Annotated in this window: 14 protein-coding genes and 3 pseudogenes; 3 read left to right on the forward strand and 14 right to left on the reverse strand. The window is 62.9% G+C overall.

All coding sequences use genetic code 11. The features are described 5' to 3' along the window. Window positions 1–341 precede the first annotated feature (341 nt). Window positions 342–743 (forward strand): Kazal-type serine protease inhibitor family protein, encoded by a 402-nt coding sequence (locus tag AC07FD_RS19055; RefSeq protein WP_478351104.1) that lies wholly within the window; start codon window positions 342–344, stop codon window positions 741–743. 62 nt (window positions 744–805) lie between these two features. Here AC07FD_RS19055 and AC07FD_RS19060 read toward each other — a convergent pair whose 3' ends face one another. The 5 genes from AC07FD_RS19060 to AC07FD_RS19080 form a co-directional block, all read right to left on the reverse strand. After that, a complete protein-coding gene (locus tag AC07FD_RS19060; RefSeq protein ID WP_478351105.1) occupies window positions 806–1,030 on the reverse strand; it encodes a hypothetical protein in 225 nt (74 codons plus the stop codon). Window positions 1,031–1,128: 98 nt separating this feature from the next. After that, window positions 1,129–1,266 carry a hypothetical protein gene (locus AC07FD_RS19065; RefSeq protein ID WP_164482279.1) on the reverse strand — a complete coding sequence of 46 codons (138 nt, stop codon included), beginning with the start codon at window positions 1,264–1,266 and terminating at the stop codon, window positions 1,129–1,131. 41 nt (window positions 1,267–1,307) lie between these two features. Beyond that, entirely contained in the window at window positions 1,308–1,592 is a 285-nt protein-coding gene (locus tag AC07FD_RS19070; protein WP_477300369.1) for a hypothetical protein, read from the reverse strand. Then, window positions 1,589–1,858 carry a hypothetical protein gene (locus tag AC07FD_RS19075; RefSeq protein WP_095090880.1) on the reverse strand — a complete coding sequence of 90 codons (270 nt, stop codon included), beginning with the start codon at window positions 1,856–1,858 and terminating at the stop codon, window positions 1,589–1,591. Before AC07FD_RS19075 ends, AC07FD_RS19070 begins: the two co-directional genes overlap by 4 nt. A 148-nt stretch (window positions 1,859–2,006) precedes the next feature. Then, window positions 2,007–2,207: a cold-shock protein gene (locus tag AC07FD_RS19080; RefSeq protein ID WP_478351106.1), complete on the reverse strand. Its 201-nt coding sequence runs from the start codon at window positions 2,205–2,207 to the stop codon at window positions 2,007–2,009. Window positions 2,208–2,992: 785 nt separating this feature from the next. On the opposite strand from AC07FD_RS19080, the gene AC07FD_RS19085 reads away from it, so the two are divergent. Then, window positions 2,993–4,627, forward strand: a complete 1,635-nt coding sequence (locus AC07FD_RS19085; protein ID WP_478351107.1) for a tetratricopeptide repeat-containing sulfotransferase family protein — start codon at window positions 2,993–2,995, stop codon at window positions 4,625–4,627. Window positions 4,628–4,859: 232 nt separating this feature from the next. Here the strand turns inward: AC07FD_RS19085 and AC07FD_RS19090 are convergent. The 9 genes and pseudogenes from AC07FD_RS19090 to AC07FD_RS19130 all read right to left on the reverse strand — a co-directional run bounded on the left by AC07FD_RS19090 (window position 4,860) and on the right by AC07FD_RS19130 (window position 14,750). After that, window positions 4,860–5,214 (reverse strand): annotated as a pseudogene (locus AC07FD_RS19090) (DUF1428 domain-containing protein). Between the two features lie 103 nt (window positions 5,215–5,317). Beyond that, window positions 5,318–5,740, reverse strand: coding sequence for a VOC family protein (locus AC07FD_RS19095; RefSeq protein WP_478351108.1), 423 nt, complete (start codon window positions 5,738–5,740; stop codon window positions 5,318–5,320). Window positions 5,741–5,909: 169 nt separating this feature from the next. Then, window positions 5,910–6,092, reverse strand: coding sequence for a hypothetical protein (locus tag AC07FD_RS19100; RefSeq protein ID WP_095091704.1), 183 nt, complete (start codon window positions 6,090–6,092; stop codon window positions 5,910–5,912). A gap of 93 nt (window positions 6,093–6,185) precedes the next feature. After that, window positions 6,186–6,572 carry a nuclear transport factor 2 family protein gene (locus tag AC07FD_RS19105; protein ID WP_478351109.1) on the reverse strand — a complete coding sequence of 129 codons (387 nt, stop codon included), beginning with the start codon at window positions 6,570–6,572 and terminating at the stop codon, window positions 6,186–6,188. A gap of 134 nt (window positions 6,573–6,706) precedes the next feature. Next, a pseudogene (locus tag AC07FD_RS19110) lies at window positions 6,707–8,233 on the reverse strand (ABC-F family ATP-binding cassette domain-containing protein). A gap of 253 nt (window positions 8,234–8,486) precedes the next feature. Further along, window positions 8,487–9,379 (reverse strand): annotated as a pseudogene (locus AC07FD_RS19115) (DMT family transporter). Between the two features lie 188 nt (window positions 9,380–9,567). Next, the gene (gene uvrB / locus AC07FD_RS19120; protein ID WP_478351110.1) at window positions 9,568–12,591 is read right to left on the reverse strand and encodes an excinuclease ABC subunit UvrB; all 3,024 of its coding nucleotides are present in this window, start codon (window positions 12,589–12,591) and stop codon (window positions 9,568–9,570) included. 128 nt (window positions 12,592–12,719) lie between these two features. Continuing rightward, on the reverse strand, window positions 12,720–14,345 hold the full coding sequence (locus tag AC07FD_RS19125; RefSeq protein WP_478351111.1) for a DUF2778 domain-containing protein: 1,626 nt from the start codon (window positions 14,343–14,345) through the stop codon (window positions 12,720–12,722). A gap of 213 nt (window positions 14,346–14,558) precedes the next feature. Beyond that, window positions 14,559–14,750, reverse strand: coding sequence for a hypothetical protein (locus tag AC07FD_RS19130; RefSeq protein ID WP_478351112.1), 192 nt, complete (start codon window positions 14,748–14,750; stop codon window positions 14,559–14,561). 109 nt (window positions 14,751–14,859) lie between these two features. Between AC07FD_RS19130 and AC07FD_RS19135 the strand changes: the two genes are divergently transcribed. After that, the gene (locus tag AC07FD_RS19135) at window positions 14,860–15,729 is read left to right on the forward strand and encodes a protein-L-isoaspartate O-methyltransferase family protein (RefSeq protein WP_095091705.1); all 870 of its coding nucleotides are present in this window, start codon (window positions 14,860–14,862) and stop codon (window positions 15,727–15,729) included. Window positions 15,730–15,752: the final 23 nt, after the last annotated feature.

Here is a 15,752-nt window from a genome sequence, read left to right on the forward strand (position 1 = left end):
TTCCGCTCTCCGGGTCGCAAATGCCCGAACACGGGATTTATCGCACGGAAACGTGAAGGTTGCAAGATAGCGCCGCGGGCCGCCACAATGGGCGCATCCCGACGCATGGATCGACTGACCTGAGCATCGATGCGGCCCGACATAGGCTTGGTTGCCGGCCGGGTCATCGGCCCAGAGCGCAGCCACGAATGGGCCAGATGTCGTGGCCGCTAGCGGGACGGGGCTGATGGGTGCCATGGCTCCGCGCATCGTTTCCGGCGGGAGGCTGCAAACGGGGGTTGCATTTGGCAATGGAATGGCAAGGATCGTCTTCCCGGGACGGGATTGAGGGAGAGATCAACATGACGTTTCTGGCGACAGTCTTTTCGCGGCAAGGTTTTGCCATCCTGTTCCTGTCGGCAATTCTTGCCGCCTGCACCGTCGCCGTCGATGAGGGACCAGGGCCGCGTCCGCGTCCGCCACGGCCCGAACCGCAGTATTGCAGCAGGCAGTACGAGCCGGTCTGCGCCCGGCGCGGCGGCGACCGGCAGACCTTTGCCAATGCCTGCCTTGCCGACCGGGCCGGCTACCGCATCCTGCGCGACGGTCCGTGCCGCGACGGTAGCGGTGGCGAAGAGCAGACGTTCTGCACCCGCGAATATGCTCCCGTGTGCGCGCGCCGGCATGGCGAACTGCGCACCTTCCCCAATGCCTGCGAAGCCCGCGCCGCGGACTATCGCGTCATCGACGGCGGACCGTGCTGAAGGGAACTGGGTGTGTTTTGGTTTTTCCCACAAAGGGAAGAAGGGAAAGCCGATGCGTTCGCTCACACCTCCGCCGGATACGCACCGTCGGCAGGGCCGGCGTACAGCTCGCTGCCGTCCTCGTCGGAAATGCGCAGGCGATCGGGGATTTGCGGCATGGCCAGCGTGTGAAACAGCGCGGTGGCGCCCTGGAGGGCGGCGCGCAGGTTCGGCGCTTCCAGCGATACCTTGTCGAGCGTGGCTTCGTCGGCGTCGCGCGACCGGTAGAACTCGATGATGAAGTTCAACCGCGCCTCCGTGTGCGGGGTGTTGCGCAAACGTGTCGTGTCAGTCCGTCGCCTCACAAAGTGGGCGACGGGGGACGCACGAGGCGCCCCTGGGCTGGTCAGCCCTTCGACTTCGGCTTCAGGCTACTCTCGGCCTGCTTGACCGACGAGCCGAACGGGGAGGCTGGCTTGGCCACGACCTTGTCCTTCTTCGGCTTGCGCGTTTCGCGATTGCTTCGCTGTTGACCTTTGGACATGTCGTGCTCCTGTAGCGTGTTGGCGTGGCTTTGCTGGGCGCTCAGACGACCGGATTGTCAGCGACAAGCGGGTTGTCAGTGACAACCGGGTTGTCGGCCGGTTCGAGATTGTCTTCCGTGGTGACCCGCTCATGGGTCTCCTGCTCGCTGCGGATGCGGTATTGCGGCGAGCCGTCCTTGACCGGAAGCCTGCTCTTGATCTGGAACAGTTCCGCGGTTTTCTGGACGAGGCCGGTGCGGCTCTTCATGCGGACAGTCTGACCGATCGCAAACTGGTGCGAGGGCGTGTCGGTGCGCGGGCGCGCATTCTGCTGGAAACGGATCATGCTGCATTCTCCCTGTCGCGCTTCAGCGCTGTTTCGAGTTCGAGGTAATCGATGGCGACAAGCTGGCTGGTGGTCGGATTTTTCACTGCCCTTGCCGGCAGATGGATGAAAGTGGCGACGCGTCGCCAGGCAAGCCGCGACATGCCCTCGATCACCTCTTCGTCGTGATCGATGTCGTAGTCGCCGGCCGGCAGCTGCCCTTCCAGTCCGCCGAGCACGAACGGTGCCGCGAAATGGGCGATGGAGTGGGTGGTGCGATCGGTCATTGTCTTGCCTTGATGCTTCCGCAGCGGCCCTGAAAAGCAAAAAAGCGGGGACGAGCCCCGCTTTCCTATTTCCGGCAATCGCTGGAAATAAGCCGCTTTCGAGAGCTGCCAGTACATCCGTGGTCAGCGTTCATCGAATTCGGCCGGATCAGATCAGTTGCAAATTGGCGGCCGATTCGCGGCCCTGGGTGTCACGCTCCAACTCGAACTGCAGCTTCTGGCCTTCGGCGAGGCCAGGAAAGCCGGCGCGCTCCAGCGCGCTGACGAAAACGTCCTTGCCGCCATCGGTCGGCTGAATGAAGCCGAAGCCCTTCTGGCCATTGTAGAACTTTACGGTTCCGGTGTTCATGTGGGTCTTTCGAGGGGTGAGAAGCGGTCGCGAAACGCGGCCAGTATCGGTGATTTGGAATGAGATTGGCGGGTCGAGAACCTCTGACGCCGCGAGGTGCCAATTCTACCCAAAGCGATCCTGTATATCTAGGCCATCTCCGCAATTTTATCAAGGCGATTTAAAATAAAAATCGGGCTCTGCTCAGAAAATTGCTTTCTGTAACTTTCAGAAAAACGATGGTACAAGCCCAGAGATATCAAAAATTATTTGACGACAGGCGGGAAAATTTCTCCCGGTATTTTCATTTTATTTGCGTATGGAAGGACGAGATTTCATGATTAACGAAACAACATCGGCAGGAGTCACAGTCGCGATCGGCCCATTGGCAAAACCAGCGACGGCAACGCCCATTCTGTCGCCGCGGCTGACCGTCAGGAGTGACGAAGCGGCAAAGCGAAGGGTCGCCGATACCGACGGAACGCGCCGACGTGCAAGGCAGGTTGCGGAGACCAACCGGCTGATTTGACGGCTTCTATGTTGACGGACACCAAGCGAGCCTTGAACCTGATGCGCCGATGGCCTAGATCGGTTCATCGTTTCACTGAAACGCCGAACCGCTCTATCTCCTTGTTTGGTGCAATTCCGGACGGAAAACCGTTTCATACCTTTCCTGGAATTGCTTTAGATCGCGGCCGGCGGAAAAACACGGCAGGTTTCCCATTAACAGAGATCAGAGAAGAGCGGCGGGCGCGGGAGCCAGATCTGGCGCTGGAGGACAGCCACCGCTAGGGCTGGACCAGTATGTGCAGCAGGCACTGCAGCTGCATCAGGCCGGGCGACGGCAGGAAGCCGAGGCGCTTTACCGTCAGGTATTGGCGCGCAAGCCCAATCACGCGGCCGCGGCGCATTTCCTCGGCCTGCTGCTTCACCAGACCGGGCGCAGCGAAGAGGGGCTCGATCTCATCGAACAGTCGGTGAGCCTGCAGCCCACAAATCCCGATTTCCTCAACAATTTCGGCACGGTGATGCGCGATCTCGGCCGCATCGCAGCCGCCATCGATTTCTTTCGCGGTGCGGTGGATATCCGGCCGGACCAGCTCGCGGCGCGCGACAATCTTGGCTCGTCGCTGAAGCAGCTCGGCCAGTTCGAGGAGGCCGAAGCGATCTATCGCGGCACGGTCAGTCGCAATCCCTTCCATGTCCGCGCCCGCATCGGACTTGCCGAAACGCTGCAAGAAGCCGGACGTCTGGACGAGGCGATTGCCGTCTTCCGCGAGGCGCTGACCATCCGGCCGAAGGACGCGGACCTGCTGCACGGGCTGGGCGTCGGGCTGATGGAAAAGGGCAAGCTCGATGAAGCCGCCGACCTGTTTCGGCAGGCGCTGGCTGTCGACCCCGGCATGGCCAGAGCCTGGCTGATGCTGACGCAGGTCAAGCGCCAGAAGGAGCGCGACAGCGAACTGACCGGCATGGAGGCTCAACATGCCAAGGCGCCGCAGGATAGCCTGGCGCGCATGCAGCTGTCCTTCGGCCTCGGCAAGGCCAATGACGATCTGAAGGATTATGGCAGGGCCTTCGACTATTTCGCCGAAGGCAATGCGATCCGCCGCAAGGGCATCGACTACGATGCGGCCAGGACGCGCGCCGAATTCGAGGCCATGAAAGCAACCTTCGATGCCGGCTTCTTCGAGAAACACAAGCCCAGCTCGATTGCCGACGACACGCCGATCTTCGTCGTCGGCATGCCGCGCTCCGGCACGACGCTGATCGAGCAGATCATCGCCAGCCATCCCCAGGTCTATGGCGCCGGCGAGCTCAGCATCCTGAAGATGGCGGTAGGCAAGCAGTTTCCGTTGACCATGAAGGGCGGCTTTCCGGCCGGGATCGCCGACATGCCCGACAAGGCTTTTGCCGAGGCCGGCGAAGCCTATCTCGACATGCTGCACGCCCGCTATCCCGGCTTCAAGCATGTCACCGACAAGATGCCGGGCAATTTCCTGCTCGTCGGCTTCCTCCATCTGATGTTGCCGAAAGCCAAGATCGTCCATTGCGCCCGCGACGCGGCGGCGACGTGCCTGTCGATCTACAAGGTGCATTTCCGCGGCGACAGCCATCGCTACGGCTACGACCTCGGCGAACTCGCCGATTTCCACAACCTCTACACCGACATCATGGCTCATTGGCATGCCGTGCTGCCTGGGGTGGTGCATGATGTGCGCTATGAGGATTTCGTCGCCGACCAGGAAGGGCAGACGCGGGCGCTGATCGCCCATCTCGGCCTGCCGTGGAACGATGCGGTGCTGTCGTTCCACGAGACCGACCGGCCGGTGCGCACGGCATCCGCCGCGCAGGTGCGCCAGCCGATGTATCAGGGCTCGGTCGATCTATGGAAGCGCTATGGCGATCGGCTCAAGCCGCTGCTGGATAGGCTGGATTAGCGCGCGGGTGGCAGATTAACCCCAGCTTCGTCATCCACGGGCGGAGCAGCCGCGAAGCGGCGTCGCGCAGACCCGAGGATCCATTCCGGGACCTCGATCGAAGGATGCAGCGGAGCGGAATTCTTCACCGTTTTCAATGCTTTAACGTAACGGCATGGATCCTATGGTCTGCGCCGCGTCGCTTCGCACCTTGCTCCGCCATAGGATGACGAAGCGATGGGGGCTCAGTTGCTCAAAGCTCGATGAAGGGCTGGAAGCCGCCGAAGATCATGCGCTTCATATCGAACGGCATGGGCCCCCAAATCGGGTGTCAAACGCGGGTCGGCCATCACCTTGGCCATCACCGTGTCTCGGCTTTGCCTGGATTCATAGACCGCCCAGGCGAAGACGACGATCTCGTCGTCAGTTGCCTGAACGGCACGCGGAAACGAGGTGACCTCGCCATAGGGCACGTCGTCGCCGATACATTCGACATAGGCGAGCGCGCCGTGTTCCATCCATATGGGGCCTGCGAGGTTGGCCAGCCTCTTGTAGTCGTCGAGTTTGGCCTTGGGCACGGCAAGCACGAAACCATCGACATAGGACATGGCATATTCCTCTTGCTGAAAATCGGGCGCCGAGCCTGCAGGGACGCGGCCCGGCGCAGGTGAGCGCATCACTCCTGGGGAAAGAGGTGCTGTTGCTCGCCTATTACTTCACCGGGGCGTTCATCGCCCAGGCAACACCAAAGGGGTCACGCAGCTGGCCCCAGCGGTCGCCCCAGAACATCACCTGCAGCGGCACCACTTCTTCGCAGCCGGCGTCGATGGCGCGCTGCCACCAGCTTTCGATGGTGTCGTCCTGGAGATGCAGCTGCATGGTGTAGCCCTGCGGGTTCTGATGCGGGTGGCCGTGCTCGGGGTAGGCGTCGCCCAGCATCAGCGTCGAGCCATTGATGTAGAGATGGATGTGCATGGTGCGGCCTTTTTCGTCCGGCGGATAGGCAAACACCTGCTCGGCGCCGAAGGCCTTCTTGTAGAATTCAGCCGCCTTGAAGGCGCCGTCCACCTGCAGATAGGGGGTCAATCCGCCGAGCACTTTCGGCGCGGACTGAACGGGGGTCTGGTCAGTCATGTCTTGCTCCTCTTTGCGTTTGGCTTGGCCTTGCCAACCATAGGACGCATGAGGTGACGGCAATCCTACAGGGCCGCGAAATTTTTCTCGGCCGGGCCCGGACAGACCGGGCAACCGGCGGGATTGAGCGACAGAGGCAGAGGCAGAGGCAGAGGCAGGCTGGTCGCGGTCATATGACCTTGGCCGAGAAGGTGGCCGCGCGGCGGCTGTTCTGCGCGTCGAAGAGTTCCGGAAAGCCGATGTCCTTGCGCAATTCGGCGGGCAGCGAGAGCAGGATGCGTTCGCTGCGATGGCGGGCACGTGCCGCCGCATATTGGGTTGCGATACGACCGATGGATGAAAGGACCGACATGATATGCTCTCCCTGGGTTGGCGCCGGCATCATCGTGTCGGCATCCCAAGGACGCGGCAGGTTCAGACGATCCGACAGAGCGCCGAAATTATTTCAGAGGACCGAGGCGGCCAGCGCGGTGTCGTAATACTCCACCATCGCGATGATCTTGCCGTCGCGTATCGTCCAGAAGTCAGCGGTATGCATGACAAGCTCCTGGCCGGTGGTTCTGCGCGTCCGATGGATTTCGACCTGCGCCGCAACCTTGTCGCCACCGTCGATGTAGTCCATCGGGACGAAGCTCCGGTATTCGAAATCCTTGTCCAGCGACATGAGGCGGTCAAGGAATTGCTGTTTGCCGTTGCCTGCGGCGATGAAAGGTGCATGCGGTTCTGCGACCCAGCGGAAGACGACATCGTCGGAACAGTGGCCCAGCGCGCCCACGATGTCGCGTTTTGCATAAGCATCATAAAGGTTCTTGACGACGTCCATCCCGCGCATGACCGTTTTCCTCCCTCGGTTCGCGAGGTGTCAGGATGCGCCTTTTTCAGGCGATGGAAAAGTATTATTGCGGGCTAATATTTCCTTGTGGGCCAGCACTATTGGCAGTGTCGGCCCGCGTTTCTGTATTGTCGTCAATTCGATCCCTCCGCTACGGTACGGAAGAACTCTTCCGGGTCCTCGACTTCGGTCAGCCGCCGTTTCTCGATCAGCCAGAAGCGGTTGCCGATGGCGCGGATGAAGGAGCGGTCATGCGAGGCGAGCACGCAACTTGCCTGATGCGCCAGCAGCTCCGCTTCCAGGGCTTCCTGGCCGTCTATGTCGAGATGGTTGGTCGGCTCGTCGAGCAGATAGAAATTGGGGTTGGCGAGCCTGAGCGCCAGCATCATCAGCCGCGCCCTCTGACCGCCGGACAGCACGCCAATCCGGCGCTCCTGCATATCGATGCCGACGCCGGCGCCGGCGAGCAGCGAGCGGGCGCGCTGTTCGCCGACATCGTAGCGGCGCGAGACCATCGCCAGCGGCGTGTCGTCGCCGCCGATGCCCGACAGCGACTGGTCGCTGTAGCCAAGCACGGTCGACGGCGTCACCTTCACGTTCTGCACCGTCTCTGGCTCGAGGATGGCGTTGCTGATCAGGGTGATGAAGCGCGACTTGCCGACGCCGTTGCGGCCGAGCAGGACAATGCGATCGCCCCTGGCAGATGTGGCGCTTGCCGGTCCTGAACAGCAGCGCTCCATCAGGGGTTTCCACTGCGGCGTCCTCGAGCGTGATCAGCACCTTGGCGTGGGTGCCGCGATTGGCGAGCCTGATCGCGCCAGCCGATTTCTCGCGATGCGCCGGGGCAGCCGCCTCTTCCAGGCGCTCGGCGCGCTGATTGAGCTGCTTGGTCTTGACCGTCAGCAATTCACTGCCCGAATTGATGCCGATGTTGTTGAGCTTGGCGGCCTGCCGGCGCAATTGCTGCGCCACCTTCATGTCGCGCTGGAACTTGCGCTCCGTCGAGGCGTCGACGTCGTCGAGAGCCTGCCTTGCCCTGGAGTAGGGCAGGGCAAACACCGGCGACTGTTCCGGGCGTAGGAAGAGGGTCCGGTTGGTGGTGGCGTCGAGGAAGGCGCGGTCGTGGCTGGCGATGACGACGGGCACCTCGCGCGGCAGCGTGTTCAGCCAGGTTTCGAGCTGGCTGATCCTGGTCAGGTCGAGATGGTTGGTCGGCTCGTCGAGCAGCAGCACATCCGGATCGGTGACCCAGACGCGGGCGATCAACGCCAGCCGCTGCCAGCCGCCGCTCAGCGCCTGCATTTGCCGTTCGCGCATCGGCTCGGGCACGTCGAGCGAATCGAGAACGACGTCGACGCGCCACATCTCGCTTTCGGCCTGCTCGGGCGGCAAGGCGTCGGCCACCACCTGGTGGAACGTACGGTCGAGAAGGGCCGATGCAACGGACTGTTCGACATGGCCGACGCACAGGCCGCGCGTGCGGCTGATGTCGCCAAAGGTCGGATCCATCTCGCCAGTCAAGCATTTCAGCAAGGTCGACTGCCGCGGCCATTGGCGGCAACGATGCCGAGCCGGTCGCCGGTGCCGATGGTGAGGTCGAGATTGGCAAAGAGCGGCGCACTCATGGTGACGCCGAGGGATTTGAGGCTGATCAGGGCCATTTTGATTTCTCTGGTCTTGCCGGAGCCAAGTCCGGTTCAATGCACTTTGACGGTGCGCGTGCAGGCCATCAGGCTCGGCGTTGCAACACCACGAAGGGCAGACCAAAAAAATCGAAGCGGGAAAAACCCGGACCGTCCCTGGTCAGCCCTGCAAGCTAGCTCGCAGGGCAGAAATCGGGCCACGCTGACGATGGTGACGAAAAAACGTAAACACGTGAGCCCTCCTTTCAAGACGTTCGAGTACGGGAGATGACTACACCAAGGGCGAGGCCGATGGCAAGGCTGCCGCTTTCATCCGGCGCGGGAACGGGTCCAGCACCAGCACGCAGCCGGCGATGATCGCCACCGCGCCGAAGGCCTGGACGAGGGCCGAGCATGACCGTGCCGACCAGTACGGCGATCACGGTCACGGCGAATTCGACGCTGATCGTCCTGGTGGCGCCGATGCTGGCGACCAGGCGGAAATAGACGTCATAGGTCATTGCGCTCCTGACGCAGGCAAGGATAGCGAGATAGAGGAAGTCGATGGCGCGCGGCATCGCCGGCACCGGCACGGCCAGTAGGAGCGGCAGCGTCATCAGTCCGCCGAAGAGGAAGGCGGCGCTGGTGAGTTCGAGCGAGCCGGCCGAGCGCAGATGGCGGTTGGCATAGTTGCTGCCGAAGGCCGCCGAGAAGGAACTGAACAGCGATGCGGCACAACCTAGCGCGAAGGATGTCGTGACGGGCACTGCCGGGAAGCCGACGAGAATGATGATACCGGCGGCACCGAGCAGCAGCCCGGCCAGCCCGCGGACGGTGATGCGCTCAAGTCCCCACAACTGGCCGATGATCATCGAGAACAGCGGGATGGCGGCAACGAGGATGGCCGCCATCGCCGTGCCGATGCGCGGTGTGGCATAGGACAGGCCGATCAACTGTGCCGCGACCGTCGTCGCGCCGACCATGGCGAAGTGCGACCAGCCGGCGCTGAAGTCGAGCCGGCCTCGTTGCCACCGCCAGCAGCAGAAGCGTGATGCCGGCGATCAGCGAACGCAAGGTCACCGCACCGATCCAGCCGAAGGCATGCACCACCTTGAGCAGCACCAGGAACGACAGCCCCCAGGTGACGGCCAGGAAGACGTAGGCGGCGATGTCCTTGGGCTTCATTGTGTGGAGGGCCGTGGCGCTTGCAGGTGGAAGGAGAGAAGCTGCCACGGCCCGTATCGTTTCGACCGGCAACTGACAAGGGCTGGCGCATGGTCCAGGCAGACTGTTCAGGGGTTGCCAAGCGAAAATGTCAATGCGCCGACGGTGACGCGCCTGCCTTCTCCCACAGGGAAGAAGGGGCGAGCCTCCTACCGTCCCGGCCTGCCCGTCTTGCCCGGCCGACGCTTTTCGCGGCGGGCGTCGCCGGGATCCTCATAGGAGCCAATGCCGGCGCGCTCGCGCTTGACCGGTTTGTCGCCCTCGATGGGTGTCTCGGTCCGCCGCACCGTCATCTCATCGAGCGAGTTCTTCTTGAACAGCGGTTTGGTGGCGTCGCCGGGTATGCCGAAATCGGAACCGTGCGCCTCTTCGGCCGACTGCTTCTTGAACAGCGAACGGGACACCGCGCCTGCGGGCGTCGGCATGTCGGTGCCCGGACCCATGGCGTCGAGCGCCGGCTTGCGGAAGAGGTTGGGCCGGGCAGCCTTGGCCGCCTCTTCGGCGGCACGTGCTTCGTCGAGCTTGCGGAAACGCTCCTGTTCCTCCGTCGTACGATGTTTGGCCACGCCCTTGTTGTGCTTGCCCTTTTCGCGGCCCGAGGCGGGACTTTGGCCTTCCATCTCGCGCGCCAGCGGGTCTTCGGAGATCGACAGTTCCATCTCGCGCAGCCGCTTGATCTCGTCGCGGATGCGGGCCGCCTTCTCGAAATCGAGATTGGCGGCGGCGTCGCGCATCTGCTTGTCCATGGCGTCGAGATGGGCCTTGAGATTGTTGCCCATCATGGCGCCGGCGCTGTCGGTGAACTGCGAGATGTCGGCGCGGACATGGTCTTTTTCGTAGACCGAATCCAGGATGTCCGAGATGCGCGACTTGACCGATTCCGGGGTGATGCCGTTGGCCGCGTTCCACTCCATCTGCTTTTCGCGGCGGCGGCCGGTCTCTGCCATCGCCCGTTCCATCGAGCCGGTGACCTGGTCGGCATAGAGGATGACCTTGCCGTCGACGTTTCTGGCGGCGCGGCCGATAGTCTGGATCAGCGAGGTTTCCGAACGCAAAAAACCTTCCTTGTCGGCATCGAGAATGGCGACGAAGCCGCATTCGGGAATGTCGAGACCCTCGCGCAAGAGGTTGATACCGACCAGCACGTCGAAGGCGCCGAGGCGCAGGTCGCGCAGGATCTCGATGCGTTCCAGCGTATCGATGTCGGAGTGCATGTAACGCACGCGGATGCCTTGCTCGTGCAGATATTCGGTGAGGTCCTCGGCCATCCGCTTGGTCAAAACGGTGACCAGCGTGCGGTAGCCAGCCTTGGTGGTGTCGCGGATCTCGCCGACGACATCGTCGACCTGGCTCTTGGCCGGGCGCACTTCGACCGGCGGGTCGATCAGGCCGGTCGGGCGAATGACCTGCTCGGCGAAGACGCCGCCGGCCTGTTCCATCTCCCAACCTCCCGGCGTTGCCGAAACGGCGACGGAGAGCGGGCGCATGGCATCCCATTCCTCGAAGCGCAGCGGCCGGTTGTCCATGCAGGACGGCAAGCGGAAGCCATACTCTGCCAGCGTCGCCTTGCGCCTGAAGTCGCCGCGATACATGCCGCCGATCTGCGGCACGGTGACGTGGCTTTCATCGATGAAGACCAGCGCGTTGTCGGGAATGTATTCGAACAGCGTCGGCGGCGGATCGCCCGGCTGGCGGCCGGTGAGATAGCGCGAATAGTTCTCGATGCCGGCGCAGGAGCCGGTGGCTTCGAGCATCTCCAGATCGAAGCGGCAGCGCTGTTCCAGCCTTTGTGCTTCGAGCAGCCGGCCGGCACGCTCAAGTTCCACCAGCCGGTGCTTGAGCTCTTCCTTGATCGACTTGATCGCCTGGTTGAGGGTCGGGCGCGGTGTCACATAGTGCGAGTTGGCGTAGATCTTGACGCTCTTCAACTCGCCGGTCTTCTGCCCGGTCAGCGGGTCGAACTCGGTGATCTGCTCGATCTCGTCGCCGAACATCGAGATGCGCCAGGCGCGATCCTCAAGGTGGGCCGGAAAGATCTCGATCGTGTCGCCACGCACGCGGAACGAGCCACGCACGAAGTTGACGTCCTGGCGCTTGTACTGCTGCGCGACGAGGTCGGCGAGCAGCGCTCGCTGGTCGAGCCGGTCGCCGATCTGCATCTGGAAGGTCATTGCCGTGTAGGTCTCGACCGAACCGATACCGTAGATGCAGGACACGGAGGCAACGATGATGACGTCGTCGCGCTCGAGCAGCGAGCGCGTCGCCGAATGGCGCATGCGGTCGATCTGCTCGTTGATCGAGGACTCCTTCTCGATGAACGTGTCGGTGCGCGGAACGTAGGCCTCCGGCTGGTAATAGTCGTAGTAGGAGACGAAATACTCGACGGCGTTTTCGGGGAAGAATTTCTTGAACTCGGAATAGAGCTGTGCGGCCAGCGTCTTGTTCGGCGCCAGGATCAGGGCAGGGCGCTGCGTCTCCTCGATCACCTTGGCCATGGTGAAGGTTTTTCCGGAGCCGGTGACGCCGAGCAGCACCTGGGTGCGATCGCTGTTGTCGACGCCTTCGACAAGATCCTTGATCGCCGTCGGCTGGTCGCCGGCCGGTTCGAAGTCCGACACCATCTTGATGGCGATGCCACCTTCGGATTTTTCCGGGCGGGCAGGGCGGTGCGGCGTCCACAACACGCCATCCTTGTGCAGGGGATTGCCGGATTCGATCAGCGCCGACAGCGCGGCCACCGTGGCGGTGACGCCGCTCGAGGTCATCGTCTCGGCTTCTTCCAGCGAGATGTCGAGGCCGGCGACCGGGTTGAGGCCGGCGGCCGTGCGCTCCCTCGCTGTCGCCGCGCCACCCATCGAGGTGCCGCGCGCCGTGCGGCCGGGCGACGACGAACGCTCGGGGATCTTTTTCGACGGCTTCGGCGATTTTCCGCCGTCGCTCCTGCTGCCGAGGCGCCCCTCTTTCTCGGCTTCCTGCTCGATCTGCTCGGCCCAATCGGCGATCGAACCAGCCAGCGGCGTGCCCGACAGTTCGGCCTGCGGCATCTCGGCGAAGCCGCCCTTGTGCAGCGGCTCCGAGGCGTCGAGGAAATCGGTCAGCGGGCTGCGCCGCTTCGGCGCGGCGCGGTCGTCACTCGCCGTCGGCGGCGTTTTCTTATCGGGGGATCTGGCCATGTCCCGAATATGGGATTTCCTGGCCAAAATGGAAAGAGTGGGATGAAGGGAGGCGCTTCGCCCAATGCGGCTCCTGACAGAAGGCTGTCAGGAGCAAGCGACAGGGTGTGACCGAATGCGTTTTGGCGTTACGCGCCCCTGGCGGCGGATGCGACCCGCGTCGGCGAAGACGACAGGCGCGGCACCACTACGAGGCGCTTGATTTTGCCCTTCTTGAAGGCGGCGAGGAAGCGCGCATAGTCCTTGAAGGCGACGCAACCGCTCGACTGGGCGTAGCGGCCCCGAAGCAGGTAGGTATGGGCCAGCAGGCCGTCGCGATTGTATTTGTTGCGGCCATCGACCGGTGTCAGGCGCAAAGCCTCCACACCATGAAAGCGCGACTCGCGCAGCGACAGATTGTAGGTGTTGGGCGGTGTCGGTCCGCGGTTCTTCTGATCGGCATAGCGCGGCTGGTCCGCCATGGCGCCAACGCCCGAATGCGCCTCGAGCCTCGAGCCGTCAGGCATGTAGACGGTCCCGGCGCTGATGTCGTACACGGCGACGCCATTGCCGGCTCCGCTGCTGGACCCTGGCGCGTTGAACAGGTTCCTGAATGCCTTGCCGAGGCCGCCGGAAGGTGTGTCGGGCTTGGCATAGGCCAGTACGTCGCCGTCGCCCGGCCTGCCTTGCCGCGCCGGCCTGGACGGCTGGGCCTGTTGAACCGTCTCACGGGCAGGCTTCTGCTGCAGAACGGGCTTCGACTGCTGCTGGATGGGCTTTGTCGACTGCTGCACGACCTTTGGCTGCTGCGGCGCGTCGAACTGGGGGCGCCGGGTCGGCAACGGCACGTCGTCGGTCAGCGCATCCGGCAGCGAGGCGGCATCGCCGGGCTGTGCCTGCGGGGTTTCGACAGGCGAAACCGCGATATCGGCCGAGGATTCCTCAATCGGCAGTGGCGAGGCGAACGCCTCGTCGTCGACCGGCAGCGACTGGACGAGGGCAAGCGCCAGCTGTGCGTTGTCTGGCGTCTGTGCGTCCGACTGGGCAAAGCCCATCGGCCGCGGCGCCGTCTGCACGACGACGGAGCCGGTATCCATCCGGGCGAAGCGTTCGGCCGCTGGAGCCGGCATGTCATCCGACAGGCTGGCCATGACCTTGACGGACGGGACCAGGGACGCTTGAGCAATTTGCGGCGCAACGGTGGAAATGACCGGGCGCGCGGATGCGTCGGCCGCGACGACAGGTTTTCCGGCGCCGGCAAAGGCAGCGGCGAGCTTGGCCGGCGACAGCGACGCCGCCATGCGCTCGAAACGCTCTTGCGATTTCGACTTTACAACCATCGGGGCTGGCTTTGCCTGTGCCACGAGGCGAGCGGATTTCTCAGCCTGCGGGTTTAACGCAGCCAGCTTGAAGCAACTCGCGCCGCATTGCACGGCATGATCATGCAGCGCCTGCGTGCCGCCATGGGCACTGGCCAGCACGAACGGCGCCGAAGATGTCAGAAAGCGCTGCTTCAACGGATCGGCAAGGGCAAGCGCCCCCGTCATCGAAAGCGTCTGCGGCAGGCCGCCTGATGTCGCCGACAGCGAGGCGCCGACGGAACTCAGGCCAGCCATGGTACCGACCAGCCACAGGCCAATGGCCGCGCTGACACCGGGCACCGCGACCCAGCGGACGATCCGTTCAGGGTTGAAGGAAGAGGACCGTGGCGCGTCGCAGGCGGTCTCGCCGTCCCAACGCTCGTCCCCGCCAATTTTTTTACTCAAGAACGCCATGCACCAATCTTGCTCCAATCGGCTCCCACGTCCGCGGCTGTGATAGCCGCGACGACCATTCTGTGAGTGATCCCAGGTGGTCCCCGACGCGTTTATCGCGCCTGTCGTTAGTTGCCGATTGCTTCAAAATATGGACAAAGTTGGTTAATCAATCCCTCTCAAAACCAAACGAGCGACGTGGACTTTTTGCCTCAAAAGGCTTGTCCACGACTATCAACGCGGCATTGGAGCCCCTCCAATGCTGTTTTGCTGCCTGTTTTTGCCGCCCAAGTCAAGCAAAACAGCCTTTGCTAATTTACCAAAAAGGCCGTTCAGCGAGTCATGCGACAATGTCGCGCGCCATTGAGTGCTGCTGAACAGGCCGTCGGCACCGGCAAAACTGTTGCCCGCCAGCCACAAAATCATCGCCCGGACGGTTGCCCCTCGACGGCCATTGACTCGTTTTGGGAGGCAGTGCAATCGGATTGAAATGCTTGGGTTTGAGGTGGCAAAGGCCACTTTTGGAGGCTTTTTAATGAAGCGTCGGGACTTCTTGACGCTGTCGGCGGGGGCGGCGGCATTTTCCATTCTTCCGGGCGCCGCTAGGGCTGGTGTGCCGGTGCCGTATGATCGCAACGCCGAAGTGCCGGTGAACGACAAGAAGGCGTTCATCGAGTGGATGGTGGCCAATCGCGGCGAGGACCCGAAGTTGCTGGCCGAGCGCTTCGATCGCTTCCAGATCATGGTCTACAACAAGGACGTGCTGGACGACCGCAACAAGCGCGCCTTCCTGTTGACGCCGCGCGAGGAGTTCGTCCTGCCGCAGAATCTGGCGCGCGCCTATGATCACGCCTTCCTCGACATCGGCTATGGCGTGACCATTTCCGGCCCGCATCTGGTTGGACGCATGACGACGGCCATCGATGTCAAGCTCGGCGAATCCGTGCTCGAGATCGGCACCGGCTCCGGCTACCAGTCGGCCTATCTGGCCAACCTGACCGACAAGGTGCACACGATCGAGATCATCAATCCGCTGGCGCAGCGCACCCGCCGCACCTATGACGCGCTGATCGAGCGCGGCTACAGCGAGTTCGGCTCGGTCACCAGCCGCAACGCCGATGGCTACTACGGCTGGGAAAGTGTTGGGGCGTTCGACAAGATCATCGTCACCTGCGGCATCGACCACATTCCGCCATCGCTGTTGCAGCAGCTCAAGCCGAATGGCGTCATGGTCATACCGGTCGGTCCGCCAGGCGCCCAGCACGTACTCAAGGTGATCAAAGAGCAGCTCGCCGACGGCACGTTCAACATCGTCCGCTCAGACATCTATAATGGCAAGGTGGTGCCTTTCGTGCCCTTCACCAAGATGGAAGGCGACCAGATCGTCGGCACGCACAACAGCTGAGCTGGCCGTTTGGTAAGGCCTTG

It is taken from the genome of Mesorhizobium waitakense (genome assembly GCF_056431085.1).